Genomic DNA, 25,453 nt, shown 5'->3' with positions numbered 1-25,453 from the left:
GAATTTTCAAACTGAGCTTTATTATGCACAAGGTTATCTCTGCTACCACCAATCCTGCCAAAATTCAGGCAATTCTCCGGGCATTTGAAGAGATTTTCGGGGAAGGATCCTGCCATATCGAACCCGTCGCCGTCGAGAGCGGCGTACCGGAACAGCCTTTTGGAAGCCAGGAAACGCGCACTGGCGCACGAAATCGCGTGGATAATGCGCGCCGCCTGCATCCACAAGCTGATTTCTGGGTAGCCATTGAAGCTGGAATTGACGATGACGCCACCTTCAGTTGGGTGGTAATTGATAACGGCGTTCAGCGCGGTGAAGCGCGATCGGCCACGCTGCCGCTGCCCGCCGTCATTCTCGACAGAGTCCGCCAGGGGGAAGCGCTTGGTCCGGTGATGTCGCAGTACACAGGTATTGATGAGATTGGTCGTAAAGAGGGCGCGATTGGCGTGTTTACCGCGGGTAAGCTGACGCGCTCGAGCGTCTACCACCAGGCGGTAATTCTGGCGCTCAGTCCGTTTCATAACGCGGTGTATTTATAGCATTGTGCCGGATGTTCAATCGTAGGCCGGATAAGGCAAAGCCGCATCCGGCGGATCAATTTTTCCCGAGCAGTATCTGCTCCAGCCACTGGCGCAGATCCACCGGCGCGGATTTCAGGCTGTTCGAACCGCGCGTAATGGTGGCGATACCCGCCCCAAGCTCATTTTTCAGCTCGCGCTGGCTCATCTCGCCGCGCAACAGCTCTTCAATGATACGCACGCGCGTGCCCAACGCTTCGCGCTCATCCGGCGTCAGCATCAAATTGAGCAGCGGCAGATGTAAATCTTGTTCATAGGCGTGTTTAAGTAAGTCGACAAAACGTAACCACTCCTGGTGACGCTGTTCTGCCATCTCTGCTGAATAGGGTGATTGCTGAGTCATAAGATATCGCCATCGTTGTGGGGGAAGCGTGCTTGCCTCCCCCTTTTGTACTCTTTAACGAGTACGATAGCATAACACAACCGATGCGATCAGTAACGACGTTGCCATTCTGCGTCGCTCATCAGTTCCGGTTTATCGCCAAGGAAATAACGATAGTAGGCATCGTAAGCCAGCACGTTCTTCACATAACCACGCGTCTCTGAGAACGGAATGCTTTCGACAAACGCCACGGCATCAATACGACCTGCGCTATTACCCAGCCAGGTGCGCACGCGCCCCGGTCCGGCATTATAGGCCGCCGACGCAAAGATGCGGTTATTGCCAAATTGCTGATAAACATACTGCAGATAGCTGGTGCCAATGTTGATGTTGGTATCAGGATCCAGCAGCTGACTCGGGCTGCTGTAACCCGGAATCGAGAACATTTTCACCGTGTGCGTCGCGGTGCCCGGCATAATCTGCATCAGCCCACTGGCGCCAACCGGCGATTTCACTTTCGGGTTCCAGGCGCTTTCCTGACGCGCAATCGCCATCGCATAACTTGGCGGAATATCTTTCCCACTGGTATAGCGGGTAAACAGATCTTTATAGGCCAACGGGAAGCGCTCTTCCAGATGATCCCACAGCTTACCGGCGATCGTGGCCTGTACGCTCAGATCCCACCAATGATTGTTAAACGCGTAGCGCGCCAACTGCGCCTGCTCAGACTTCGTGCGGCTGGTGACCAGATTTGCCCATTCACTGCGCGCGGTATTATCCAGATTCCAGTACATCAGCTCGCGTACGCGGGCCATTTCCGGTCCCTGAGTCAGCGCAGAGTCAACGTTAGCTGGGGCTTTATCCACCTTCAGCTCGTACTCTTCGCCGAGGCGTTGCGCCGCCACCATCGGGTAGAAACCGCGCTGCTGCATGAGTTGATGCAGGATCTCTTTCGCTTCTGCCTCGCGTCCGCGCTCCAGCAGCAGATCCGCTTGCCAGTAGCGCCATTCATCTTTTTCTTTGGCATCCATCGGCAGACGTGCCAGCCAGGTATTCAGGCCGCGACGATCGCCGGTTCCCAGCGCCATCCGCACGCGACGCTCCACAAGCGAGGTAGAATTTGAGCGCATAATCGCATCATCACGCCATTTCGCCTGCTCGTCGGTGACGTCATTGCCCATCAGACGCCAGGCGACGATGTCGCGCAGTTCCTGAGTCTGTTCGTCATTTAACTGCTGCGCCTGCACCAAAGAGGGGATCATCAGGCGGGCGTTTTCGACATCCTGACGCGCCACGCTGGCAAAAGCCACTGCCGCCATCTGTCGGGTGAAATCTGTAGCGCCAGTGGTGCGCGCAAAGGTCATTACGGTGTTTGGATCGTTAGCCAGAGCGATGATCGCCGACGCAATCGTCTGGTACTCCCCAGGCATCTGCCCGGCCAATGCCGTGACCAGTCCGGTATTACCGGCTTTCATCGCCAGACGGATACGCTCCAGATAAGCCAGCGGATCCTGAGTGCCTGAGGCGCGCCACACGCCGAATAATTTGTCACAGGCGTTCGGCTGGCTTTTCCCGGTCAACCACAGATCTTTCGCGCCCTGCCAGGCCACTTCGGTTTGTCCAGTACTCCATTTCGCGAAGTAATAGTTACATTGTGCTTCCGTGGTGCCCGGTTTTTCCGGGCTAAACGCCAGCAGTCCACGCCAGTCTTCCCGTCGCGCCAGTTCATTCACAAAACGCGATTGCAGGGTACGTGCTGGGGGCAGCGTCGGGTTGGCGCGCACAAAATTGGTGACGGTAATAGTCGGCTGATTCATCAGATCGTCAGTGATCTGACGATATTCCAGATAGGGATACAGAGGATAGTTCTTCAGGCCGGGCATCATCTGCTCCACGACATCCATCTGTCGGTTATCCCAGGCCTGCTTAATTTGCGCGTAGCGATTGCGCTGCTCATCCAGGGAATCGGCTCGCGCCACTTGACTGACCGTCAGCAGACATACGCTGGTCGCCAGCAGGCGCCAGGTAAATTGTTTGGCTTTGTCCACAAGCTCTTCCTCTTGTCATGTTACGTCTGTGCAGCATCATGCCGCTTAATTCATTCATGCTAACCAGACATTGCAGAATGCGCCACGTCACGGACACTTTTTTACTTTTGTTGCGAGTGAGATCTGCTGGCTGGGATTGGGCAATGAAAAAGGCTACACTTCGCCTTTGATAACTATTCATCATCACGATAAACATAGAGGCGAGTCCAACGTGGCCCAATTCGTTTATACCATGCATCGTGTCGGCAAAGTCGTACCGCCGAAACGTCATATTCTTAAAAACATCTCACTGAGCTTCTTCCCTGGCGCCAAAATTGGTGTACTCGGTCTGAACGGCGCGGGTAAATCTACCCTGCTGCGCATCATGGCCGGCATTGATACCGATATCGAAGGCGAAGCTCGCCCACAGCCTGGCATTAAAATCGGTTACCTGCCGCAGGAACCAAAACTGAACCCGGAACACACCGTCCGCGAATCCGTTGAAGAAGCGGTGGCCGAGGTGGTTAACGCCCTGAAAGGCCTGGACGAAGTGTATGCCAAGTACGCAGAACCGGACGCCGACTTCGATAAACTGGCCGCGCAACAGGGCAAGTTTGAAGAAATTATCCAGGCGCACGACGGCCATAACCTGAACGTGCAGCTCGAGCGTGCCGCTGACGCCCTGCGTCTGCCGGACTGGGATGCCAAAATCGAGAACCTTTCCGGTGGTGAACGCCGCCGCGTCGCGCTGTGCCGCCTGCTGCTGGAAAAACCAGATATGCTGCTGCTCGACGAACCAACTAACCACCTGGACGCCGAATCCGTCGCCTGGCTGGAACGCTTCCTGCACGACTTCGAAGGTACCGTCGTGGCGATTACCCACGACCGTTACTTCCTCGACAACGTTGCGGGTTGGATTCTGGAGCTGGACCGCGGCGAAGGTATTCCATGGGAAGGCAACTACTCCTCCTGGCTGGAGCAGAAAGATCAGCGTCTGGCGCAGGAAGCTTCTCAGGAAGCCGCTCGTCGTAAATCTATCGAGAAAGAGCTGGAGTGGGTGCGTCAGGGCGCGAAAGGCCGTCAGTCTAAGGGCAAGGCCCGTCTGGCACGCTTTGAAGAGCTGAATAACACCGAATATCAGAAACGTAACGAAACCAACGAACTGTTTATCCCACCGGGACCGCGTCTGGGCGATAAAGTCGTTGAAGTCACTAATCTGCGTAAATCCTACGGCGATCGCGTGCTGATCGATGACCTGAGCTTCTCTGTTCCGAAAGGCGCTATCGTCGGCATCATCGGACCGAACGGCGCGGGTAAATCGACCCTGTTCCGTATGATGTCCGGTCAGGAACAGCCTGACAGCGGCACCATCTCGCTGGGCGAAACCGTGAAGTTGGCCTCCGTTGACCAGTTCCGTGATGCAATGGATAACAGCAAAACCGTGTGGGAAGAAGTTTCCGGCGGGCTGGATATCATGAAGATCGGCAACACCGAAATGCCAAGCCGCGCCTACGTGGGCCGCTTCAACTTCAAGGGCGTCGATCAGGGTAAACGCGTGGGCGAGCTGTCCGGCGGTGAGCGCGGTCGTCTGCACCTGGCGAAGCTGCTGCAGGTTGGCGGCAACATGCTGCTGCTCGATGAACCGACCAACGACCTGGATATCGAAACCCTGCGCGCGCTGGAAAACGCCCTGCTGGAGTTCCCGGGCTGCGCGATGGTTATCTCGCACGACCGTTGGTTCCTCGACCGTATCGCGACCCATATTCTGGATTACCAGGATGAAGGTAAAGTGGAGTTCTTCGAAGGTAACTTTACCGAATACGAAGAGTATAAGAAACGCACGCTGGGCGCGGATGCGCTGGAGCCGAAGCGTATCAAGTACAAGCGTATTTCTAAGTAACTACCGTTAAGCGCCGTATCCGGTCTACGAGGTTAGTACGACTTGTAGACCGGATAAACGCGGCGCCATCCGGCATTAAAACCTAACCCTGCTCACCCATCAATTCTTTCACCAACTCCACGCAGCGCAGGAATCGGCCATCGTAGTCAGGCTCCTGAACGTGCACGAAATTGATATTGTTTTCCTGCAGCATCTCGACCAGCAGCGACTGAAACGCTTTTCGGTCAACCGAGCTGCCAAGGCTACGCAAACCATCCGCCACCCATGGCGTGTTGTTTTCCAGCAGGATCACAAGGTCAAAACGGTACTCATCAATCAGCGCCTGCACAAACGGGTGTTCACGCCCTTCGTATTTTTTACAGAATGCCTGAGTGGTCACGAAATCGGTATCGATAAACGCCACTTTATTGGCATACTTGACAGCAAAATCAATGTATTGCGCTTGTCCGAGGGCGATCTTATCGTAGTCGGAATATTGCAACGCCATCTCGTCGCCACCTAAATGGGAGAAGACGTAATCACGCCCGTATTCCCACGCACTGGTGGTGTTAAAGATATTGGCGAGCTTGTTCACCAGCGTGGATTTTCCGCTCGACTCCCCGCCGAGGATCGCCACGGTGCGCACGAAAAACGGCTTCACTTCGGTGGGAATATACTCCCAATAGCGAAACGGGTTTTCGCGAATTTGCCCGCCACTGATGTTCATAAACGTCCGTTTCGGATCCACCAGCACCGTTTCGATCCCCAGATGTTTCAGATACTGCGGAGCATCTGACTCTTCAGAGGTGTAGATCCAGTTTGGCTGGATCCCCTTCTCCTGCATAAACGTTTTGATACCGTTGCTCCACACGTCCCAACCGTGCGGATACGGCTCCATGCCCTCTTCGTTGAAGGCATGAATTCGGATATTTTTCTGATACTTAAATGTTTGCAGCAACCAACGTAAACGATCGGGCACCGTCGGCTGTTGCGACATGGCGCTGTCTTCAAACAGGCTGCGATCGCGCGTATCGTCATAACCCATGATGATATGCAGCTCATCGACCTGACTACAGGCGCGCTGGATAAGATAGATGTGGCCGGTGTGCAGCGGATAAAACTTACCGAATACCACACCGATATTTTTCTGCTGGCGCGGAAACTCCAGCCCGAGAAAACGGTGCAACGCCTCCAGCTTTTGCGCGCTGGGGCTTTTGATTTTGGCATTCAGCAGTTGGCTTAAATATCCCTTGGTCATGCCACTGGCATCCGCCACCTGTTGCAGGGTACAGCCCTTTTGCTTTATGGCGGTTTTGAGATAGTCGAACGATGACACAAGAGCCTCCTGCTGGAAAAATCGCGTAACACTGCCTGATGGCGCTTCGCTTATCAGGCCTACAACATCAATCCGTAGGCCGGATAAGACGCATTGCGTCGCCATCCGGCAAATTATACAACATCACTGCATACAGAGGATTATAAGTCGTCAAACACGCTTAGCGCATCTGCAAGCTTTTTCACGCCAAAAACCTGCATCCCTTCCGGTACTTTTTTCGGGACGTTGGCGGCAGGCACAATCGCCCGACGGAAACCATGCTTCGCCGCTTCAGAAATACGCTCCTGGCCGCTCGGCACCGGGCGAATCTCGCCCGCCAGCCCTACTTCGCCAAAGACCACTAAATCCTGCGGCAACGGTCTGTCACGTAAGCTGGAGACCATTGCCAGCAGCAGCGCCAGATCGGCGCTGGTTTCCGTCACTTTGACACCGCCCACCACGTTGACGAACACGTCCTGATCCGCCATCTGCAAGCCGCCGTGACGATGCAGCACCGCCAGCAGAATCGCCAGACGGTTCTGTTCCAGACCGACCGCCACGCGACGCGGGTTCGCCATCATTGAATGATCGACCAGCGCCTGTATCTCTACCAGCAGCGGACGCGTGCCTTCCCAGACCACCATCACCGAACTGCCGGAAGTGACTTCATCACCTCGGCTTAAGAAGATAGCGGAAGGGTTGCTGACTTCACGCAGGCCCTGCTCGGTCATGGCAAAAACACCCAGCTCATTCACCGCGCCAAAGCGGTTTTTATGGCTACGCAGGGTACGGAATCGAGAGTCGGCATCGCCGTCGAGCAGTACCGAGCAGTCGATACAGTGCTCCAGCACTTTTGGCCCCGCCAGCGATCCGTCTTTAGTCACATGACCTACCATCACAATCGCCACGCCGCGCGTTTTGGCAAAGCGCGTCAGGTAAGCTGCCGTTTCGCGCACCTGCGCCACGCTGCCCGGCGAAGACTGAATATCCGCCATGTGCATCACCTGAATGGAGTCGATCACCATCAGCTTCGGCTGTTCTTCTTCGGCAATCAGGCAAATTTGTTCGATGCTGGTTTCCGACAGCATGTTCAGATTCGCCGTCGGCAGGCCAAGCCGATGCGCGCGCATCGCCACCTGCTGTAGCGACTCTTCGCCAGTGACGTACAGCGTTTTCATCTGTTCGGCGAGCCTGCACAGCGTTTGCAGCAGCAACGTCGATTTGCCCGCGCCGGGGTTACCGCCAATCAGAATAGCGCTGCCGGGCACCACACCGCCGCCCAGCACGCGGTCAAACTCTTTAAATCCGGTGGAAAAACGCGGCAATTCTTCCAGGCTGATGTCAGACAGCTTCTGCACTTTTGCGACACCCGCATTCCCGGCATAGCCGCTGAGCCGCTCGTTACGCGCCACCGTCGGCGACGCGGCAAGGCGCACCTCGGTAATGGTGTTCCAGGCCTGGCAGGCGCTGCATTGCCCCTGCCAGCGCGGGTAATCGGCCCCGCATTCATTACAAACAAAGGCGCGTTTTGGAGCTTTTGCCACGTTTTACCTCTTTCGTTAACGCTGTTGCCGGATGACGCTGACGCTTATCCGGCATCAAAACTATTTCTGGTTCATGCTGCCGGAGAGAATGCAGAACACCCCCATCAGATCGGCGTGACGGATAGTAATCTCTGTCTTTTCATTCACTTTTGGTTTGGCATGATACGCAATGCCCAACCCTGCGGTTTTGATCATCGGCAGATCGTTCGCGCCGTCGCCGATCGCCACCGTCTGCGCCATCGGGATCTCATACTCTTGCGCCAGACGGGTCAGCGTATTGGCTTTGTACTGCGCATCGACGATATCGCCGATCACATTGCCGGTAAATTTCCCGTCCATGATCTCCAGCTCGTTTGCAACAGCCGCCGTCAGACGTAACTTATTACGCAGATAATCCGCAAAGAAAGTAAACCCGCCGGAGGCGATAGCCACTTTCCAGCCAAGCGTTTCCAGTTTCAACACCAGTTGAGTCAGGCCAGGCATCAACGGTAAATTTTCGCGTACCTGATGCAGAATATTGGCATCCGCGCCTTTCAGCGTTGCCACACGGCTGCGTAGGCTGGCGGTAAAGTCCAGCTCACCGCGCATCGCACGTTCGGTAACTTCGGCAACCATCTCACCGGTGCCAGCCAGCTTCGCGATTTCATCAATGCACTCGATCTGGATAGCCGTTGAATCCATATCCATCACCAGCAAACCCGGCGTACGCAGATGTGGAATCTTGCCTAATGGCGCAACATCCAGTTTGGCATCATGCGCCAGTTTTGCCGCACGCGGCGTTAACGAACCCGCCAGGCGAATCACCTGATAATCTTCAACGCACCAGGCGGCCACGATCACCATCGCCGCGCCCAGTTTGCTCTGGTATTGCGTGAGACGTTGTTTATCCAGCCCGCGACCATACAGCAGCCAGCCACTACGGCCCGCGTGGTAATCCAGCGGCATGACTTCATCGCCACTTAAAGAGAGGGGCAGACCTGGCCACAGAGAGACATCTTCAGGTAGATCGCACCAGGTAATGTTAGGCATTAAAGCTCCTGTAAAATCGTTCGGGTCGGAATCATCCAGGGGAAAATAACGCATGAGGCTACCCTGTAACCAGCGCTTCTGGCAACATTAAGTCTCAAATTTTCAGCAGGTGGAATATGGCTCGCACAAAACTGAAATTTCGACTACATCGTGCAGTGATTGTATTGTCCTGCCTGGCGCTGCTCGTCGCCCTGATGCAGGGCGCATCCTGGTTTAGTCAAAGCCACCAGCAACAACGTAATCCGCAACTGGAAGAGCTGGCCCGCACGCTGGCTCGCCAGGTCGCATTAAACGTCGCGCCGCTGATGCATACCGAAACGCCGGATGAAAAGCGCATTAAAGCAGTGCTCACGCAGTTGACGGAAAGTAGCCGTATTCTGGATGCGGGCGTGTACGATGAACAGGGTGACCTGATTACCCGTACCGGTGAGAGCGTTAACGTTCGTGACCGACTGGCGCTGGACGGTAAAAAAGCCGGGGGCTATTTTAACCAGCAGATTGTCGAACCCATTCAAGGAAAAAATGGTCCACTGGGCTATCTGCGCCTGACGCTGGATACCCACACGCTCGCCACCGAGGCCAAACAGGTGGATAACACCACCAACATTCTACGCCTTATGCTGCTCCTGTCACTGGCGATTGGCGTGGTGCTGACCCGGACATTACTGCAAGGTAAGCGCACCCGCTGGCAGCAATCGCCGTTCCTGCTCACCGCCAACAAACCGGTGCAGGAAGAAGATAAAGATGATTAAGAAAAGGAAATCGCTATGACTACCCTGCGTCTGCTTATCTCAGACTCTTACGATCCGTGGTTTAACCTGGCGGTTGAAGAGTGCATATTTCGCCAGATGCCCGCTACGCAGCGCGTTCTGTTCTTATGGCGTAACGCCGATACGGTGGTGATTGGCCGGGCGCAAAACCCGTGGAAAGAGTGTAATACCCGCCGTATGGAAGAGGATAACGTGCGGCTCGCCCGTCGCAGCAGCGGCGGCGGCGCGGTATTCCATGACTTAGGTAATACCTGCTTTACCTTTATGGCCGGCAAACCGGAATACGATAAAACCATCTCCACCACTATTGTGCTCAACGCCTTGAATTCATTGGGCGTCATGGCCGATGCTTCGGGACGCAACGATCTGGTGGTGAAAACGCCGGACGGCGATCGCAAAGTCTCCGGTTCAGCCTATCGCGAAACCAAAGATCGCGGCTTTCATCACGGTACGCTGCTGCTGAATGCTGACCTCAGCCGCCTGGCGAACTATCTGAATCCGGATAAAAAGAAACTCGCGGCGAAAGGGATTACCTCCGTTCGCTCCCGCGTGGCCAATCTTACCGAGCTATTACCGGGCATCACCCATGAACAGGTGTGCCAGGCGGTCACGGACGCCTTTTTCGCCCATTACGGCGAACGCGTCGAAGCGGAAGTGATATCCCCGGATAAAACGCCGGATCTGCCGAATTTTGCCGAAACCTTTGCGCGCCAGAGCAGTTGGGAGTGGAATTTCGGCCAGGCACCGGCATTCTCACATTTGCTGGACGAGCGTTTCACCTGGGGCGGCGTCGAGCTACATTTCGACGTCGAAAAAGGTCATATCACCCGGGCACAGGTCTTTACCGACAGCCTCAATCCCGCGCCACTGGAAGCGCTGGCGGGGCGGCTGCAAGGGTGTTTGTATCGCGCGGATATGCTGCAACAGGAGTGCGAGGCGCTACTGGTTGATTTCCCGGAGCAGGAAAAAGAACTGCGGGAACTGTCGGCGTGGATTGTCAAAGCGGTACGCTAACTGATTGCCGGATGGCGGCTACGCCTAATCCGGCCTACGATCGCGAGCCTCTGTAGGCCCGGTAAGCGCAGCGCCACCGGGCATAACACAGACTTACTCTTTATCGCCCAGCAGAACGGATTCCAGCGCGATTTTGATCATGTCGTTGAAGGTCGTCTGACGCTCAGCGGCAGTGGTCTGCTCGTGGGTACGGATATGGTCGGACACGGTGCAGATGGTCAGCGCTTTCGCACCGAACTCAGCCGCAACGCCATAGATACCCGCCGCTTCCATTTCCACGCCCAGTACGCCGTATTTTTCCATCACGTCGAACATTTCGCCGTCCGGAGAGTAGAACAGGTCTGCGGAGAACAGGTTACCCACGCGCGCGTCTACGCCCAGCGCTTTTGCCGCATCAACCGCGTTACGTACCATGTCGAAGTCAGCGATAGCCGCGAAGTCATGATCTTTAAAACGGATACGGTTCACTTTGGAGTCGGTGCAGGCGCCCATGCCGATCACCACGTCACGCAGTTTGACGTCCATGCGCACAGCGCCACAGGAGCCGACGCGAATGATTTTCTTCACGCCGAAATCGGTGATCAGCTCTTTGGTGTAGATGGAGCAGGACGGGATACCCATACCGTGGCCCATCACGGAGATCTTACGGCCTTTGTAAGTCCCGGTGAAACCTAACATGCCGCGAACGTTGTTCACTTCACGAACATCTTCGAGGAAAGTTTCAGCAATATGTTTTGCACGCAGCGGGTCGCCCGGCATCAATACGACGTCAGCGAAATCACCCATTTCTGCATTAATATGTGGAGTTGCCATCTTTTATCCTTATCTTGTTGTTATTGCCTGATGGCGGCTACGCCTTATCAGGCCTACAAAACCTATTCAAATACCCTAAGGATTTCGCGTTGTAGGAAGGCGACGAATTCGTGAATCCCCGGGAGCATAGATTAACTATGTGACCGGGGTGAGCGAATGAAGTCAACGCATCTACAGCGCGAAAGACAACGGGCATTACAGCATGTTTTTGCCGTAGTCCATTGGCGACGTACCGAAGTAGCTCGCCAGCGTCTGGCCGATATCCGCGAAGGTTTCACGGTGACCTAAAGAGCCCGGTTTCACTTTCGGACCGTAGATCAGCACAGGAATGTGCTCACGGGTATGGTCGGTACCGCTCCAGCTCGGGTCGCAGCCGTGGTCGGCGGTGAGGATCAGAATGTCATCTTCACCCACCAGCTCCATCAACTCCGGCAGACGGCGGTCGAACAGCTCCAGACCTGCGGCATAGCCCGCGATGTCGCGGCGGTGGCCCCAGGAAGAGTCGAAGTCCACGAAGTTGGTGAAGACAATCGTCTCATCGCCCGCTTCTTTCATCTCTTTGATGGTGGCGTCAAACAGCGCATCCAGGCCGGTCGCTTTCACTTTTTTAGTGATACCGCAGTTGGCGTAAATGTCCGCGATCTTACCGACAGAGACAACCTGGCCTTTTTTCTCGTCTACCAGTTTCTGCAACACGGTCGGCGCTGGCGGCTCAACGGCCAGGTCGTGACGGTTACCGGTACGCTGGAAGTTACCGGCTTTATCACCGATAAACGGACGCGCGATAACACGACCGATGTTGTAACCCCCTTCGGTCAGCTCTTCACGGGCGATTTCGCACAGCTCGTAGAGTTTATCCAGGCCAAAGGTCTCTTCGTGACAGGCAATCTGGAACACGGAGTCAGCGGAGGTATAGAAAATCGGCTTCCCGGTTTTCATATGTTCTTCGCCCAGTTGATCCAGAATCACGGTACCGGAAGAGTGGCAGTTACCGAGGTAACCCGGCAGGTTGGCACGTTTTACCAGCTTATCCAGCAGCTCCTGCGGGAAGCTGTTTTCGTGGTCGCTGAAGTAGCCCCAGTCGAACAGAACCGGCACACCGGCGATTTCCCAGTGGCCAGACGGCGTATCTTTCCCGGAAGAGAGTTCATGCGCCCAGGCGTAGGCGCCAATGACTTCCGCGTTACCGTCCTGACCTGCAGCAATTTTACCGGTAGAACCTTCGTGAGCTTTCACCAGGCCCAGACGGGTCAGGTTAGGCAGATTCAGTGGGCCTTTGCGACCATTGTCAGCTTCGCCTTTCGCACAGGCTTCCGCAATGTGTCCCATAGTGTCTGAACCTACGTCGCCAAAGCGATCCGCATCTTCAGTCGCACCAATACCAAAGGAGTCCAGCACCATAATAAATGCACGTTTCATCTTGTTCTCCATACATCTGCGCCGCAAAAAAGCGATCAGATCAGTATACAGTTATTCGGTTATACGACGATAGACTGTCGGTGTAATTTCTGGCGCTTTATCGTCAAGGCTGATTGCCGCTTTGACCGCTTTCGCCGCTTCCTGCCAACTGGCTTCATCTTTCGCGTGGATCACTGCCAGCGGACGCTGTCCGTCTACGCTGTCGCCCAAACGGGCCATGTCACTAAAGCCGACGCTGTAATCAATGGTGTCCGATGCCTGACGGCGTCCGCCGCCCATAGAAACGACTGCCATACCCAGCGCACGGGTATCCATCGCGCTGACGAAACCTTCGGTATCAGCATAGACGGCTTTACTGAGCATCGCCGTCGGCAGATACTTCGCATAGTTTTCAACGAAGTCGGTCGGGCCTTTCTGCGCCGCAACCATACGGCCAAAAATTTCCGCCGCTTTACCGTTGTCCAGCACCGCCTGCAATTTCGCGCGGGCTTCGGCGTCATCTTTCGCCAGATTGCCGGAGATCAGCATTTCCACGCACAGCGCCATAGTGACGTCTAACAGACGTGGATTACGGTATTCACCGGTCAGGAACTGGACGGCCTCGCGGACTTCTACCGCGTTACCTGCGCTGGAAGCCAGCACCTGGTTCATATCGGTTAACAGTGCGGTGGTACGTACACCCGCTCCGTTCGCCACGCCGACAATCGCTTCGGCAAGGGCTTCAGAAAGTTCATAGGTCGGCATAAATGCGCCGCTGCCTACTTTCACATCCATCACCAACGCATCCAGACCTTCGGCCAGCTTTTTCGCCAGGATAGAGCCGGTAATCAGCGGGATAGAATCCACCGTCGCGGTAATATCGCGGGTGGCATAAAAACGTTTATCCGCCGGTGCGAGCGAGCTGGTTTGCCCAATAATCGCCACACCCACGTCTTTAATAATTTCACGGAAACGCGCGTCGTCCGGGAAGATATCAAACCCAGGAATCGCTTCCAGTTTATCGAGCGTACCGCCGGTATGGCCCAGGCCGCGCCCGGAAATCATCGGAATATAGCCGCCACAGGCAGCAACCATCGGGCCTAACATCAGTGACGTTACGTCACCCACGCCGCCGGTAGAGTGTTTATCCACAATCGGGCCGTTCAATTGCAGGCTTTTCCAGTCCAGCACGGTTCCTGAATCACGCATTGCCATGGTCAGCGAAACTCGCTCAGGCATTGTCATATCGTGGAAGAAAATGGTCATCGCCAGGGCGGCGATTTGCCCTTCAGAGATGGTGTTGTCGCGAATCCCATTGATAAAGAAACGAATTTCTTCATCGCTCAGCGCATGACCATCACGTTTTTTACGAATAATTTCTTGTGCGAGAAACACGTTAACCTCCCGATTATGGGCCGGGTAAGCAGTGCGCTTCCCGGCAAGTCGTATTGATGCCGGATGGCGGCTTACGCCTTATCCGGCCTACGATGGGCAATTCAAACTTAGTAGCTGCTTGCGCTCTTACCGTCGCCGTGACCAAGCGCTTTTAGCAGGCTCGCCAGCAGGCTGGATGCACCAAAGCGGTAATGGCGGGAATCTGCCCAGTCGGCGCCAAACAGTTCGTCAGCAATCGCCAGGAACTGCTGCGCGTCTTCTGCAGTACGCACGCCGCCAGCCGGTTTGAAACCAACGGTTTTAGAAACGCCCATATCACGGATCACTTCCATCATGATGCGAGCGCTTTCAGGGGTCGCATTGACCGGTACTTTACCAGTAGACGTTTTGATGAAATCCGCACCGGCTTTGATGGAGATTTCTGACGCTTTGCGAATCAGCGCTTCTTCTTTCAGTTCACCGGTTTCGATGATCACTTTCAGCAGCACGTTTGCCGCCGCACACGCGTCTTTACAGGCTTTAACCAGATCAAAACCGATCTGCTCGTTACCCGCGATCAGCGCACGATACGGGAACACCACGTCAACTTCATCAGCACCGTAGGCAATCGCCGCGCGGGTTTCAGCCAGCGCGATCTCAATGTCGTCATTGCCTTGCGGGAAGTTGGTGACGGTGGCAATACGGATGTCCGGTGTGCCCTGCTCTTTCAGAGTCTTACGCGCAATAGGAATGAAACGTGGATAGATGCAAATTGCTGCCGTGTTGCCAACCGGGGTCTTCGCCTGATGACACAGCGCGATCACTTTTTCATTGGTGTCGTCGTCATTCAGGGTGGTCAGGTCCATCAGTTTCAGGGCACGCAGGCTGCTTGCTGTTAAATCGGTCATAACATTCTCCAACGGCATCGCCGTATAAAATTTCACCTTGCGAGTTTGTTAGTATTCTAACATCCACTCGCTATTACACTTCGATATACATCACAGTTAATGAAAACCACATACAGATTTGCATTACTCTAATGAGATCTACCTCAAATAATTCACCTTTCCAGACACGATGGGGTGGCATGAAGCGCATCCGGATCAAAGGTTGGGGCGCTGTTGCTTTCTACAATGACGCGATACCTTCGGCACATAAAGGAACCAACGATGCCTACTTCAAGCGAATTCGCGCTGCAACAGCGGTGCCAACAAATCGTGACCAGCCCAACGCTCAGTCCTGAGCAGAAACGCCACTTTCTGGCGCTGGAGGCTGAAAACGCGCTGCCTTATCCGCAACTGCCCGCTGAGGCCCGCCAGGCGCTGGATGACGGGGTGATCTGCGATATGTACGAAGGTCATGCCCCATTCAAACCGCGCTATGTGCTGCCTGATTACGCGCGTTTCTTGGCCAATGGTTCCTCATGGCTGGAGCTTGAAGGCGCCAGCGACCTTGATGATGCACTGTCCTTGCTCACCATCCTGTACCACCATGTTCCGTCAGTGACCTCAATGCCGGTCTACCTCGGCCAGCTCGACGCCCTGCTGCAACCGTATGTTAGAATTCTAACACAAGAAGAGATCGATATTCGAATAAAACGTTTCTGGCGTTATCTCGACAGAACCCTGCCAGACGCGTTTATGCATGCCAATATTGGTCCCGCCGATACGCCAGTCACCCGTGCAATTTTACGCGCCGACGCAGAGTTAAAGCAGGTGTCGCCTAATCTGACATTCATTTATGATCCGCAAATTACCCCTGACGATCTGCTGCTCAACGTGGCGCAAAATATCTGCGAGTGCAGTAAGCCGCACATATCCAACGGCCCCGAAAATGATAAAATTTTCACAAAAGGTCAGTATGGCGTCGTGAGTTGTTACAACTCTTTACCGCTCGCCGGAGGCGGCAGCACGCTGGTCAGGCTCAATCTGAAAGCCATCGCAGAGCGCAGCACCTCTGTCGATGACTTCTTTACGCGCACCCTACCGCACTACTGCCAGCAGCAAATCGCCATCATTGATTCACGATGTGAATTCCTCTACGAGAAATCACATTTCTTTGAGAATAGCTTCCTCGTGCAGGAAGGGTTGATTGATCCCGAACGTTTTGTGCCGATGTTCGGGATGTATGGTCTGGCGGAAGCGGTAAACCTGCTGTGTGAGAAGGCAGGACAAAGCGCCCGCTATGGTAAAGATGCGTTCGCCAATCAGCTTGGGTATCGCATTAGCGGCCAACTGGCGGAGTTTGTCGTACGGACACCGGTGAAGTATGGCTGGAAGCAGCGCGCAATGCTGCATGCGCAGTCGGGGATCAGTTCTGACATCGGCACCACGCCCGGCGCGCGTCTGCCTTATGGTGATGAACCTGACCCCATCACCCATCTGCAAACCGTCGCGCCGCATCACGCATATTATCACGCGGGGATCAGCGATATCCTGACGCTGGATGAAACCATCAAGCGTAACCCACAGGCGCTGGTGCAACTGTGCCTCGGCGCGTTTAAAGCCGGAATGCGTGAATTCACCGCCAACGTGAGCGGCAACGATCTGGTCCGCGTCACGGGCTATATGGTGCGCCTGTCGGATCTGGAAAAATATCGTGCCGAAGGATCTCGCACTAATACCACCTGGCTTGGTGAAGAGGCCGCACGCAATACGCGCATTCTGGAAAGACAACCTCGTGTGATAAGCCATGAACAGCAGATGCGCTTCAGTCAGTAAACTGATCCCTTTCTCCTGCGTCGACGGGCCGGGCAGCCGCCTGGCTCTGTTCCTGCAAGGGTGTAATCTGCGCTGTAAAAACTGCCACAATCCATGGACGATGGGGCGCTGCAACGACTGCGGAGAATGTGTGCTGCATTGCCCGCATGAAGCGCTGAGCCTGAGTGCAGGAAAAGTATGGTGGCAGTCCGATGTGTGTCAGCAGTGCGACACCTGCCTGCGCCTGTGCCCGCAGCAGGCGACGCCGATGGCGCAAACCATGAGCGTTGATCAGGTGTTGCAGCATATTCGCAAGGCAGCCCTGTTTATTGAAGGCATTACGGTCAGCGGTGGCGAAGCGACTACCCAGTTGCCGTTTATTGTAGCGCTGTTTACCGCGCTCAAAACCGATCCTCTGCTGCAACATCTGACCTGCATGGTCGACAGCAACGGCATGCTGAGCGAAACCGGCTGGCAAAAACTGTTGCCGGTGTGCGACGGCGTTATGCTCGATTTAAAAGCCTGGGATAGTACATGCCATCGCCAGCTTACCGGGCGAGACAATACGCTGATTAAACAAAGCATTACCTTTCTGTCAAGGCAGGGAAAGCTTGCTGAGCTACGCCTGTTAGTGATCCCCGACCATGTGGATTATTTGCAACATATTGATGCGCTGGCTGCGTTCATTAAGCAGTCAGGCGACGTACCGGTGCGTCTGAACGCCTTTCATGCGCATGGGGTGTATGGCGAAGCAAAAGACTGGCCGAGCGCAACGCCAGAGGATGTGGAGCAACTGGCGGCAGGGCTACGCGAACGCGGTGTGAATAATATGATCTTCCCGGCGCTGTACCTGTGAAATGCCGGATGGCGGCTATGCCTTATCCGGCCTACACATGAGGTCAATCCGTAGGCCGGATAAGACGCTTTTGCGTCGCATCCGGCACGCAACCATCACACATTAAACAACGCGGTCGCATTGCGATACAGTGCATCGGCTATCACGTCCGCAGGCTCTTGACGCAGTTCGCATAATGTCTCAAAGACTCTGACCGCCTGCTCGGGGCGGTTGGGCTGCCCCTGAAAGCCATTGAGCGGCATGTCCGGCGCGTCGGTTTCCAGCAGCAGCGATTCCAGCGGCAGTTGCGCCATCACCTCACGGGTTTTACTGGCGCGTGGGTAGGTAATGGTGCCGCCAACGCCAATTTTGTACCCCAGTTGCACAAAGCGTTGCGCCTGCTGCAAGCTCCCGGAAAAACCATGCACCACGCCGGTTCGTGGCAGTACATGGCGTTTCAGATACATCGCCAGTTTGTCATGAGTCCGTCGCGAATGCAGGATCACCGGCAGTTCGTAACGCTTCGCCAGTTTAAGTTGCGCCTCCAGCACCCGTTCTTGTTTATCAAATTGCGGATCGTCCCGGTAAAGGTCCAGTCCAATCTCGCCTACGGCTACCAGCTTTTGCGGGCGCGTATCCAACGCCTGTTGCAGTTGCTCCAGACTGTCATCGCCGTGTTGTTCAATAACAATGGGGTGCAGACCCAAAGCCGCAAACAGCGGCGGATAATTTTCCGCTAACGCCAGTACGCGGGAAAAGTTTGCCGCCTGCGTCGCCGGAACAATGATGCAATTCACACCGACCGCCGCGGCACGTTGAATGCTGGCGGGTTCATCGTCGGTAAACGGCGGGAAATCAAAGTGACAATGTGTATCAATGAAGCGAAAACTCACGCCAGATCCTCGTTTTCAAACGTTGTATCGTTAGCCAGAGGCGCATTGGTCACCACGGGCGCGTGGGCATCGTTGGCCACCGGGGCGGGAGGAACCACCACCGGTCCCGGCACGACAATCTTCGGCGTCTGACGAGGCAGTGGCGCGTTTTTCGCCAGCAGCTTGCCGACGGTGGCCAGGAAGTAACGACCACATAAACGCCCGGTCTTATAGTCTTCTCGCAGCGCCGGAATACGGCTGCCCAGCGCCATGCTGTGGAGCGGTTTTGGCGGATAGATCTCAAAGATACGCAGCTTACCTGGCGGCTTTTCAATAAAGCTCTGGATCGCGCGATAGCTGGCTTCATGATGCTGGACCAAATTCAGCAACGGTTGCAAACTGCTTTCGCCCAGCCAGCGCTCCATACGTTTAAACCACTGCGGGGTGTAGTACATTTGCGAAGGCACAGTGCGGATCACCACCAGCGTTTTCGCTCCGTGCTTCGCCGCCTCCTGCACAGGTATGGCATCGCTGACTCCCCCGTCCAGATAGCTCACACCGTCCAGCGCAACGCCTGAGCGGTAGAACCCCGGAATAGCGCTGGAGGCGCGAATGAGATCGAGCCAGTTTTGCCGGTTCGGCGAAAAATAACCAGGCGTATAATCATCGCCCCGACAGGCGCACATATAAAACGTTTTCCCTGAGGCAAACAGGCGCTCGGCGTTATCCATCGCCAGCGGCATCTGGGATGCGGTCGAATCCACCAGCCAGTCAAGATCGATTAAGTTTCCCCCGCGCACAAAACGTACCGGGTCAAAGAACTCACGGCGGGTGGTGTAACGCATGATGACTTTACGACCGTAACCAGGCTGGTTACACAGATAGGCTGAAAGGTTTTGCGCACCAGCGGACGTCCCGTAGTAAAGGTCAAAGGGATTGAACTGCGCACGCATGAATTCATCCAGTACGCCAGCGGTGAAAATGCCTCTTTGTCCCCCGCCCTCACACACCAGCGCCATACTGCCTGGTTGAAACGGACGTAACGATAACGGCGCAATATTACCGAGCGTGACGGGTATTCTCTGCCCCACCTCTGCCTTCCTGTTGTTTTTGTAATAGAACAACAAAGTAACGCAAATTGCCTGACGCTAAAACCGTAAAAGCCAGTCCACTGGACTGGCTTAGTAGCAAGTTATCTTTACGGTTTACTTACTAGGGTCGTTTACGACCGGTAAACAGGCTGACCAGAAACAGAATGATCCCCACCACGAAAACAATTTTCGCTGCGCCTGCAGCGGTACCTGCCAGTCCACCAAAACCCAGTGCGGCGGCAATTAACGCGATAACCAGAAATATGATGCCCCATCGAAACATGCGCTTCTCCTTTACCATAGTTAATGTCACCGCTTGTTATGAGCGCTCAGGTTGCTCATCGGCGATATTTTTAGTGTGGTGCACAACACGCCTCCCGACAAATGCCAGGAGGACGAATTAAGTCAAATTACTGAGTTTTGAGGTCGTTTTTGACGCTTTTCACGCCATCAACGGCTTTGGCGATGCTCTCAGCACGATCGCTTTGTGCTTTTGAGTCAACGGTGCCTGAAAGCTGGACCACGCCATCAGTCGTCTCTACTTTCACTTTACGGGAAGGGACAATGTCATCAGCCAGCAGTTTTGCTTTCACTTCACTGGTGGTTGCCGTGTCGCCCGCATAGCCTTTTACTGAGGTGCTTTTGCTGTCGCGTACGTGCAGTTTGTCGCTCACTGAGGTTACGCCCTCAACGCCTTTAGCCACTTTCACGGCTTCTTCAGCCTGTGTCTGGCTTTCAACAAACCCGCTTAACGTCACCACTTTCTGGTCTGTTTTCACGGAAATATCGGTGCTCTTGATGCTTTCGTGATCCACCAGCGCAGCTTTTACTTTTGCTGTGATAGTGCTGTCATCCATGAAATTACCGACTTTGTTCATAGAGCTATCGACTTTCTGCCCCGCACTTTCGACACCAGATTGCGCTTTATCCATCGTGGCGTTTTCTGCAAAAGCAGAACCCGTTGCAACAGCGGAGGTCAGCATCACGGCCAGCAGCGTTTTAGAAATCTTAAGTCCTGTCATTGTCATCGATGTATTCCTGTATGTTTTGCCAAACGCCATGCTCTGCCGTTAAACGGCTTGAGCCAGCAACTAATCTTGTAAGTGGAATAAATATCAGCAATAGAAGCTGCAACAGGCAGCCTAAAAAGCATTTAACGCCGACATTTATGTCATCACCTTGTTAAATATAGTTGAGGATTTCGTGATCGCAGTCCGAATTGAGCAAAAAACAGGCAAACAAAAGAAAAACGAGAGGTTTTAAGAACATTCCGCAAGGGATTTAAAAGACAGGGAAAGTTGCAGGGCACGGCGGATACCGTGCCCTGGAGGGTCTATTAGTGTTCGCGCGTTTTGCGGAACTGAACGTCAGGGTAACGTTCCTGAGTGAGATTCAGGTTAACCATGGTTGGTGCGATATAGGTGAGGTTATCGCCGCCATCCAGCGCCAGCTGAATTTCGTTTTTACGCTTAAATTCTTCGAATTTTTTCACGTCAGAGCATTCTACCCAGCGCGCTGTCGCCACGTTGACCGACTCATAAATCGCTTCAACGTTGTACTCGCTCTTCAGACGCGAAACCACCACGTCGAACTGCAGTACACCGACTGCGCCCACAATCAGATCGTTATTCGCAATTGGACGGAAGACCTGTACCGCGCCCTCTTCCGACAGCTGAACCAGCCCTTTCAGCAGCTGTTTCTGCTTCAACGGATCTTTCAGGCGAATACGACGGAACAGCTCCGGCGCGAAGTTCGGAATACCGGTGAACTTCATCATTTCGCCCTGAGTAAAGGTATCGCCGATCTGGATAGTGCCGTGGTTGTGCAGACCAAGAATATCGCCCGGATACGCTTCTTCCACATGAGAACGGTCACCGGCCATAAAGGTCAGCGCATCGGAGATCACCACGTCTTTACCAATACGCACCTGGCGCATTTTCATGCCTTTCTCGTACTTACCGGAAACCACGCGCATGAACGCCACGCGGTCTCGGTGTTTCGGATCCATGTTGGCCTGGATTTTAAACACGAAACCGGTGAACTTCTCTTCAGAGGCTTCAACCACGCGAGTGTCGGTTTTACGCGGCATTGGCGCAGGCGCCCACTCAACCAGACCGTCCAGCATATGATCAACGCCGAAGTTACCCAACGCGGTACCGAAGAAGACCGGGGTGATTTCGCCTGCCAGGAACAGTTCATGGTCGAACTCGTTAGACGCGCCCTGCACCAGCTCCAGCTCGTCGCGCAGCTGTTGCGCCAGATCTTCACCCACGGCGGCGTCGAGATCCGGGTTATTCAGCCCTTTAACAATGCGCACTTCCTGGATGGTGTGTCCTTTACCGGTCTGATACAGATAAGTTTCGTCTTTATAAAGGTGATAAACGCCCTTGAACAGCTTCCCGCAGCCAATCGGCCAGGTGATCGGCGCACAGCCGATTTTCAGCTCGTTCTCGACTTCATCCAGCAGCTCCATCGGGTCACGGATGTCACGGTCGAGTTTGTTCATGAAGGTCAAGATCGGCGTATCGCGCAGACGGGTAACTTCCATCAGCTTGCGGGTACGATCCTCAACGCCTTTCGCGGCGTCGATAACCATCAGACAGCAGTCCACCGCCGTCAGGGTACGGTAAGTATCTTCGGAGAAGTCTTCGTGCCCCGGGGTGTCCAGCAGGTTCACCAGGCAGTCGTGATACGGAAACTGCATCACAGAAGTGGTAATGGAGATACCACGTTGCTTTTCCATCTCCATCCAGTCAGATTTTGCATGCTGGCTGGAGCCACGGCCTTTTACCGTACCGGCGGTCTGAATCGCCTGTCCGAATAACAGGACCTTTTCAGTAATGGTCGTTTTACCGGCATCCGGGTGAGAAATAATGGCAAAAGTGCGGCGTTTGGCCACCTCTTGCAAATAAGGAGACAACGTCATAGTCAAATCTTCTTAGGTAAGCACGGCAAAGGGCCGTGCAAGTTGAATACGAAAAATTGCGGCTATTTTACCCATCAACGGGGGGGAGGCAATCAGTGTTTACACAGGAGCTGCTCCAGTTCGCTTAATGACGCCACCGTCCAGGTCGGCTGAATGCCGGCTGGCTGCTCGCGATGGTGCGTATTTAGCCAGCAGGTGGATAGCCCGGCGTTAATGCCGCCCAGAATATCGGACTCTGCGGTATCGCCCACCATCAGCACGCGGGAACGATCAGGATTGCCCGCCTGCTCCAGCGCGTGGTCAAAAATACGGGGATCGGGTTTTGCCACCCCAACCTGCTCAGAAATCACCAGCAGATCGAAATAGTCGCGCAGCCCCGTCCGCTCAAGGCGGATTTGCTGCAACGCCGTAAAGCCGTTAGTAATGATGCCGATTTTGGTTTTATCACGAATCGCATTGAGCAGAGAAACCGCCCCAGGCAACGGCGAACAGATCTCCGCCATCGCATTGATAAATGCGTCATTAAGCTGGCCTGGTTCAACCTTCAGGCGTTCAGCCCAGCTCTGGAAACGGGCATGCTGCAGTTGTAATGACGTAATCGCGCCGTTTTGATAATCCACCCATAGCGGTTTATTCACGGCCTGATAGTCCTGAAAATCTTCAGCGGTAAAGGTAATGCTATAGTCGAGAAACATCCGCTGTAAGCCGGTAAACGAGTCAAACGTAAACAGCGTTTCGTCGGCATCAAAGAAAATCCAGTCCCACTTCTTCATCATTACACCTTGTCTTACATGCTGATTGGCAATGCCATGATAATGGCGTCTTCATGACCATCGGCCGTCGGATAGTAATTGCGCCGGATCGTCGCCTCGTTAAAGCCCAGGCTTTCGTACAGCGCGATAGCGGCAGCATTTGAGGCGCGCACCTCCAGCCACAGCGTCAAAATGCCACGCTTTTCCAGCTCATCGATCAGGTGCTCCAGCAGTTCGCGCCCCAGGCCCTGACGCTGAAAGTCAGGATCGACGGCGATATTGAACAGCGTAGCTTCATCCAGCACCACCTGCGTAATCGCAAAGGCGGCCATCACGTCGTCAACCCTCAACTGAAAATTGAGATAGCGATCGCCCTGGTTGCTGGCAAATGTTTTTTCACTCCACGGAAAAGCGTGGGCGCGTTTTTCAATCTGAAATGCTGCAGGTAAATCAGTCGGTTCGAGGGAAGAAATCGTGTTCATATGCGCAGATTTGTTGCCATAACGCGGCGCGGGCCGCTGGTTTTTCCCGTAATTCATTAAACGCAGGACTCTCGACCTGAGCGCCTTCCAGCAGCAGCGGCTCTTCGGTTCCCAGCCGCCAGCTATTACAGCGACTGCCCTGCGGCAGCATGGCGACACGGTCAGGTGTCAGTTGTAAAACCTGATCCGGGCTGACGGTTAATGCGCGTAAAATATCGCTCATTAACGGTTCGGTTAGCGCGGGTAACTGTGCAGCAACCATCACTAAACGGATATGCGCAGGAATTGAGATCGCGATTTCACCCTGCAGTGCGCCAGGACGACGCAGCGACCACTGCGTAATGCCCAGTTGCTGTAACTGCCAGTCTCGTCGGGATGTCATAGCGAAACACTCCTGTCTATCAGGGGCGCAAATATAGCAAATTTGTCGAATCCGTGCCATCAAACAACTATAATCCCCGGCTGTACAATTTAAGGAGCACTCCATGTCTGCTTTTACCCCGGCAAGTGAAGTCTTGCTGCGCCACAGTGATGATTTCGAACAAAGCCGTATTCTGTTTGCCGGTGATTTGCAGGATGACCTGCCTGCCCACTTCGAAAGCGCCGCCAGCCGTGCGCACACTCAACAACTTCACCACTGGCAGGTGCTTAACCGCCAGATGGGTGACAACGTCCGTTTCAGCCTCGTCGCCCAGGCCGATGACGTTGCCGATAGCGATACGCTGATCTACTACTGGCCGAAGAATAAGCCGGAAGCGCAGTTCCAGTTGATGAACATTTTGTCGCTGTTACCGGTGGGCACCGATGTTTTTGTAGTCGGTGAGAACCGCAGTGGCGTACGTAGCGCCGAGCAGATGCTGGCCGAATACGCACCGCTGAACAAAGTCGACAGCGCGCGTCGCTGTGGCCTGTACCACGGTCGTCTGGAAAAACAGCCGGTCTTTGATGCAGAAAAATACTGGGATGAATATCAGGCTGATAATCTGACCATCAAAACGCTGCCGGGCGTATTCAGCCGTGACGGTCTGGATGTTGGCAGCCAATTGCTACTCTCCACACTGACGCCGCATACCAAGGGTAAAGTTCTGGATGTCGGTTGTGGCGCGGGCGTACTCTCCGTCGCTTTAGCCAGCCATTCGCCAAAAGTCCGCTTAACCCTGTGTGATGTAAGTGCAGCCGCTGTTGAAGCCAGCCGCGCCACGCTTGCCGCCAACGGTATTGAAGGTGATGTGATCGCCAGCAACGTTTTTTCTGACGTGACGGGCCGCTTTGATATGATCATCTCCAACCCACCGTTCCATGATGGGATGCAGACCAGCCTCGATGCCGCGCAAACGCTGATTCGCGGCGCGGTGCGTCATCTTAACAGCGGCGGTGAGCTGCGTATCGTGGCGAACGCCTTCCTGCCCTATCCGAAGGTGCTGGACGAAGTATTCGGATTCCATGAAGTTATCGCACAGACCGGACGCTTCAAAGTCTATCGCACCATCATGACGCGTCAGGCGAAAAAAGCGTAATTGTCTCGCAGCGAACGGCCATTCACATGGCCGTTTTTGCATCAATCGGCCCAGCCTGTACAATTAACTATTGACGAAAAGTTGAAAACAACTAGAATGCGCCTCCGTGGTAACGATACTTTTTGAGTGTCGATGGTATGCGAAGGTGGCGGAATTGGTAGACGCGCTAGCTTCAGGTGTTAGTGTCCTTTCGGACGTGGGGGTTCAAGTCCCCCC

24 protein-coding genes and 1 tRNA gene are annotated in these 25,453 nt (G+C 54.5%); 8 read left to right on the top strand and 17 right to left on the bottom strand.

The window, feature by feature from the left end:
- Positions 1-23 precede the first annotated feature (23 nt).
- Positions 24-539: an inosine/xanthosine triphosphatase gene (gene yjjX / locus ACVXHP_RS13480; RefSeq protein ID WP_038637026.1), complete on the top strand. Its 516-nt coding sequence runs from the start codon at positions 24-26 to the stop codon at positions 537-539.
- Positions 540-594: 55 nt separating this feature from the next.
- Here the strand turns inward: yjjX and trpR are convergent, their stop codons facing one another.
- Together trpR and sltY are read right to left on the bottom strand one after the other, a co-directional pair.
- A complete protein-coding gene (trpR, locus tag ACVXHP_RS13475; RefSeq protein ID WP_137360207.1) occupies positions 595-921 on the bottom strand; it encodes a trp operon repressor in 327 nt (108 codons plus the stop codon).
- 89 nt (positions 922-1,010) lie between these two features.
- The gene (gene sltY / locus ACVXHP_RS13470) at positions 1,011-2,948 is read right to left on the bottom strand and encodes a murein transglycosylase (protein WP_447571636.1); all 1,938 of its coding nucleotides are present in this window, start codon (positions 2,946-2,948) and stop codon (positions 1,011-1,013) included.
- A 211-nt stretch (positions 2,949-3,159) separates the two neighbouring features.
- Here sltY and ettA point away from each other — a divergent pair, with 211 nt between their 5' ends.
- Entirely contained in the window at positions 3,160-4,827 is a 1,668-nt protein-coding gene (gene ettA, locus ACVXHP_RS13465; RefSeq protein WP_200008498.1) for an energy-dependent translational throttle protein EttA, read from the top strand.
- An 82-nt stretch (positions 4,828-4,909) separates the two neighbouring features.
- Here ettA and nadR read toward each other — a convergent pair whose 3' ends face one another.
- From nadR to serB, 3 genes are all read right to left on the bottom strand, one after another.
- Positions 4,910-6,142, bottom strand: a complete 1,233-nt coding sequence (gene nadR / locus ACVXHP_RS13460; RefSeq protein ID WP_042312507.1) for a multifunctional transcriptional regulator/nicotinamide-nucleotide adenylyltransferase/ribosylnicotinamide kinase NadR — start codon at positions 6,140-6,142, stop codon at positions 4,910-4,912.
- A 140-nt stretch (positions 6,143-6,282) separates the two neighbouring features.
- On the bottom strand, positions 6,283-7,665 hold the full coding sequence (radA, locus tag ACVXHP_RS13455) for a DNA repair protein RadA (protein WP_001728171.1): 1,383 nt from the start codon (positions 7,663-7,665) through the stop codon (positions 6,283-6,285).
- A 60-nt stretch (positions 7,666-7,725) separates the two neighbouring features.
- Positions 7,726-8,694 carry a phosphoserine phosphatase gene (serB, locus tag ACVXHP_RS13450; protein ID WP_038637014.1) on the bottom strand — a complete coding sequence of 323 codons (969 nt, stop codon included), beginning with the start codon at positions 8,692-8,694 and terminating at the stop codon, positions 7,726-7,728.
- Between the two features lie 116 nt (positions 8,695-8,810).
- On the opposite strand from serB, the gene ACVXHP_RS13445 reads away from it, so the two are divergent.
- Positions 8,811-9,446 carry a YtjB family periplasmic protein gene (locus ACVXHP_RS13445; RefSeq protein WP_038637011.1) on the top strand — a complete coding sequence of 212 codons (636 nt, stop codon included), beginning with the start codon at positions 8,811-8,813 and terminating at the stop codon, positions 9,444-9,446.
- 15 nt (positions 9,447-9,461) lie between these two features.
- Positions 9,462-10,478, top strand: coding sequence for a lipoate--protein ligase LplA (gene lplA, locus ACVXHP_RS13440; protein ID WP_447571635.1), 1,017 nt, complete (start codon positions 9,462-9,464; stop codon positions 10,476-10,478).
- A gap of 93 nt (positions 10,479-10,571) precedes the next feature.
- Here the strand turns inward: lplA and deoD are convergent, their stop codons facing one another.
- The 4 genes from deoD to deoC all read right to left on the bottom strand — a co-directional run bounded on the left by deoD (position 10,572) and on the right by deoC (position 14,971).
- Positions 10,572-11,291: a purine-nucleoside phosphorylase gene (gene deoD, locus ACVXHP_RS13435; RefSeq protein WP_000224864.1), complete on the bottom strand. Its 720-nt coding sequence runs from the start codon at positions 11,289-11,291 to the stop codon at positions 10,572-10,574.
- Between the two features lie 195 nt (positions 11,292-11,486).
- Positions 11,487-12,710 carry a phosphopentomutase gene (gene deoB / locus ACVXHP_RS13430; RefSeq protein ID WP_447571634.1) on the bottom strand — a complete coding sequence of 408 codons (1,224 nt, stop codon included), beginning with the start codon at positions 12,708-12,710 and terminating at the stop codon, positions 11,487-11,489.
- Between the two features lie 51 nt (positions 12,711-12,761).
- The gene (gene deoA / locus ACVXHP_RS13425; protein ID WP_016151609.1) at positions 12,762-14,084 is read right to left on the bottom strand and encodes a thymidine phosphorylase; all 1,323 of its coding nucleotides are present in this window, start codon (positions 14,082-14,084) and stop codon (positions 12,762-12,764) included.
- Positions 14,085-14,191: 107 nt separating this feature from the next.
- Entirely contained in the window at positions 14,192-14,971 is a 780-nt protein-coding gene (deoC, locus tag ACVXHP_RS13420; protein WP_447571633.1) for a deoxyribose-phosphate aldolase, read from the bottom strand.
- Between the two features lie 261 nt (positions 14,972-15,232).
- Between deoC and ACVXHP_RS13415 the strand changes: the two genes are divergently transcribed.
- Complete coding sequence (locus ACVXHP_RS13415; protein ID WP_447571632.1) at positions 15,233-16,783, top strand: YjjI family glycine radical enzyme; 1,551 nt, start codon at positions 15,233-15,235, stop codon at positions 16,781-16,783.
- Positions 16,755-17,618: a YjjW family glycine radical enzyme activase gene (locus tag ACVXHP_RS13410; RefSeq protein WP_447571631.1), complete on the top strand. Its 864-nt coding sequence runs from the start codon at positions 16,755-16,757 to the stop codon at positions 17,616-17,618. The genes ACVXHP_RS13415 and ACVXHP_RS13410 overlap by 29 nt, the downstream gene beginning before the upstream one ends.
- A gap of 95 nt (positions 17,619-17,713) precedes the next feature.
- Here the strand turns inward: ACVXHP_RS13410 and ACVXHP_RS13405 are convergent, their stop codons facing one another.
- From ACVXHP_RS13405 to ACVXHP_RS13370, 8 genes are all read right to left on the bottom strand, one after another.
- Positions 17,714-18,490, bottom strand: coding sequence for a metal-dependent hydrolase (locus tag ACVXHP_RS13405; protein WP_447571630.1), 777 nt, complete (start codon positions 18,488-18,490; stop codon positions 17,714-17,716).
- A complete protein-coding gene (locus tag ACVXHP_RS13400) occupies positions 18,487-19,560 on the bottom strand; it encodes a patatin-like phospholipase family protein (RefSeq protein ID WP_447571629.1) in 1,074 nt (357 codons plus the stop codon). The genes ACVXHP_RS13405 and ACVXHP_RS13400 overlap by 4 nt, the downstream gene beginning before the upstream one ends.
- Positions 19,561-19,681: 121 nt before the next feature.
- Positions 19,682-19,843 carry a DUF1328 domain-containing protein gene (locus tag ACVXHP_RS13395; protein WP_003019081.1) on the bottom strand — a complete coding sequence of 54 codons (162 nt, stop codon included), beginning with the start codon at positions 19,841-19,843 and terminating at the stop codon, positions 19,682-19,684.
- 127 nt (positions 19,844-19,970) lie between these two features.
- Complete coding sequence (gene osmY / locus ACVXHP_RS13390; protein ID WP_447571628.1) at positions 19,971-20,588, bottom strand: molecular chaperone OsmY; 618 nt, start codon at positions 20,586-20,588, stop codon at positions 19,971-19,973.
- 308 nt (positions 20,589-20,896) lie between these two features.
- Positions 20,897-22,486: a peptide chain release factor 3 gene (gene prfC / locus ACVXHP_RS13385; RefSeq protein WP_200008474.1), complete on the bottom strand. Its 1,590-nt coding sequence runs from the start codon at positions 22,484-22,486 to the stop codon at positions 20,897-20,899.
- A gap of 92 nt (positions 22,487-22,578) precedes the next feature.
- Positions 22,579-23,259, bottom strand: a complete 681-nt coding sequence (gene yjjG / locus ACVXHP_RS13380) for a pyrimidine 5'-nucleotidase (RefSeq protein ID WP_008786125.1) — start codon at positions 23,257-23,259, stop codon at positions 22,579-22,581.
- Positions 23,260-23,273: 14 nt separating this feature from the next.
- Entirely contained in the window at positions 23,274-23,720 is a 447-nt protein-coding gene (gene rimI, locus ACVXHP_RS13375) for a ribosomal protein S18-alanine N-acetyltransferase (protein WP_038636994.1), read from the bottom strand.
- Positions 23,689-24,102 (bottom strand): DNA polymerase III subunit psi, encoded by a 414-nt coding sequence (locus ACVXHP_RS13370; protein WP_447571627.1) that lies wholly within the window; start codon positions 24,100-24,102, stop codon positions 23,689-23,691. The genes rimI and ACVXHP_RS13370 overlap by 32 nt, the downstream gene beginning before the upstream one ends.
- Before the next feature lie 103 nt (positions 24,103-24,205).
- On the opposite strand from ACVXHP_RS13370, the gene rsmC reads away from it, so the two are divergent.
- Positions 24,206-25,237, top strand: a complete 1,032-nt coding sequence (gene rsmC, locus ACVXHP_RS13365) for a 16S rRNA (guanine(1207)-N(2))-methyltransferase RsmC (protein WP_304702378.1) — start codon at positions 24,206-24,208, stop codon at positions 25,235-25,237.
- A gap of 147 nt (positions 25,238-25,384) precedes the next feature.
- Positions 25,385-25,453, top strand: a tRNA-Leu gene (locus ACVXHP_RS13360).

This window comes from Citrobacter freundii complex sp. 2025EL-00176 (assembly GCF_053309355.1).
The sequence above is the reverse complement of the archived record's forward strand: the minus strand, read 5'-3'. Positions and strand labels throughout refer to the sequence as shown.

Coding starts and splice junctions, on each gene's coding strand:
- prfC (WP_200008474.1), bottom strand. CDS start 22,486: ATGACGTTGTCTCCTTATTTGCAAGAGGTGGCCAAACGCCGCACTTTT.
- ACVXHP_RS13415 (WP_447571632.1), top strand. CDS start 15,233: ATGCCTACTTCAAGCGAATTCGCGCTGCAACAGCGGTGCCAACAAATC.
- rimI (WP_038636994.1), bottom strand. CDS start 23,720: ATGAACACGATTTCTTCCCTCGAACCGACTGATTTACCTGCAGCATTT.
- ACVXHP_RS13395 (WP_003019081.1), bottom strand. CDS start 19,843: ATGTTTCGATGGGGCATCATATTTCTGGTTATCGCGTTAATTGCCGCC.
- ACVXHP_RS13445 (WP_038637011.1), top strand. CDS start 8,811: ATGGCTCGCACAAAACTGAAATTTCGACTACATCGTGCAGTGATTGTA.
- osmY (WP_447571628.1), bottom strand. CDS start 20,588: ATGACAATGACAGGACTTAAGATTTCTAAAACGCTGCTGGCCGTGATG.
- rsmC (WP_304702378.1), top strand. CDS start 24,206: ATGTCTGCTTTTACCCCGGCAAGTGAAGTCTTGCTGCGCCACAGTGAT.
- ACVXHP_RS13370 (WP_447571627.1), bottom strand. CDS start 24,102: ATGACATCCCGACGAGACTGGCAGTTACAGCAACTGGGCATTACGCAG.
- deoD (WP_000224864.1), bottom strand. CDS start 11,291: ATGGCAACTCCACATATTAATGCAGAAATGGGTGATTTCGCTGACGTC.
- yjjG (WP_008786125.1), bottom strand. CDS start 23,259: ATGAAGAAGTGGGACTGGATTTTCTTTGATGCCGACGAAACGCTGTTT.
- deoC (WP_447571633.1), bottom strand. CDS start 14,971: ATGACCGATTTAACAGCAAGCAGCCTGCGTGCCCTGAAACTGATGGAC.
- serB (WP_038637014.1), bottom strand. CDS start 8,694: ATGCCTAACATTACCTGGTGCGATCTACCTGAAGATGTCTCTCTGTGG.
- yjjX (WP_038637026.1), top strand. CDS start 24: ATGCACAAGGTTATCTCTGCTACCACCAATCCTGCCAAAATTCAGGCA.
- trpR (WP_137360207.1), bottom strand. CDS start 921: ATGACTCAGCAATCACCCTATTCAGCAGAGATGGCAGAACAGCGTCAC.
- deoB (WP_447571634.1), bottom strand. CDS start 12,710: ATGAAACGTGCATTTATTATGGTGCTGGACTCCTTTGGTATTGGTGCG.
- ACVXHP_RS13410 (WP_447571631.1), top strand. CDS start 16,755: ATGAACAGCAGATGCGCTTCAGTCAGTAAACTGATCCCTTTCTCCTGC.
- lplA (WP_447571635.1), top strand. CDS start 9,462: ATGACTACCCTGCGTCTGCTTATCTCAGACTCTTACGATCCGTGGTTT.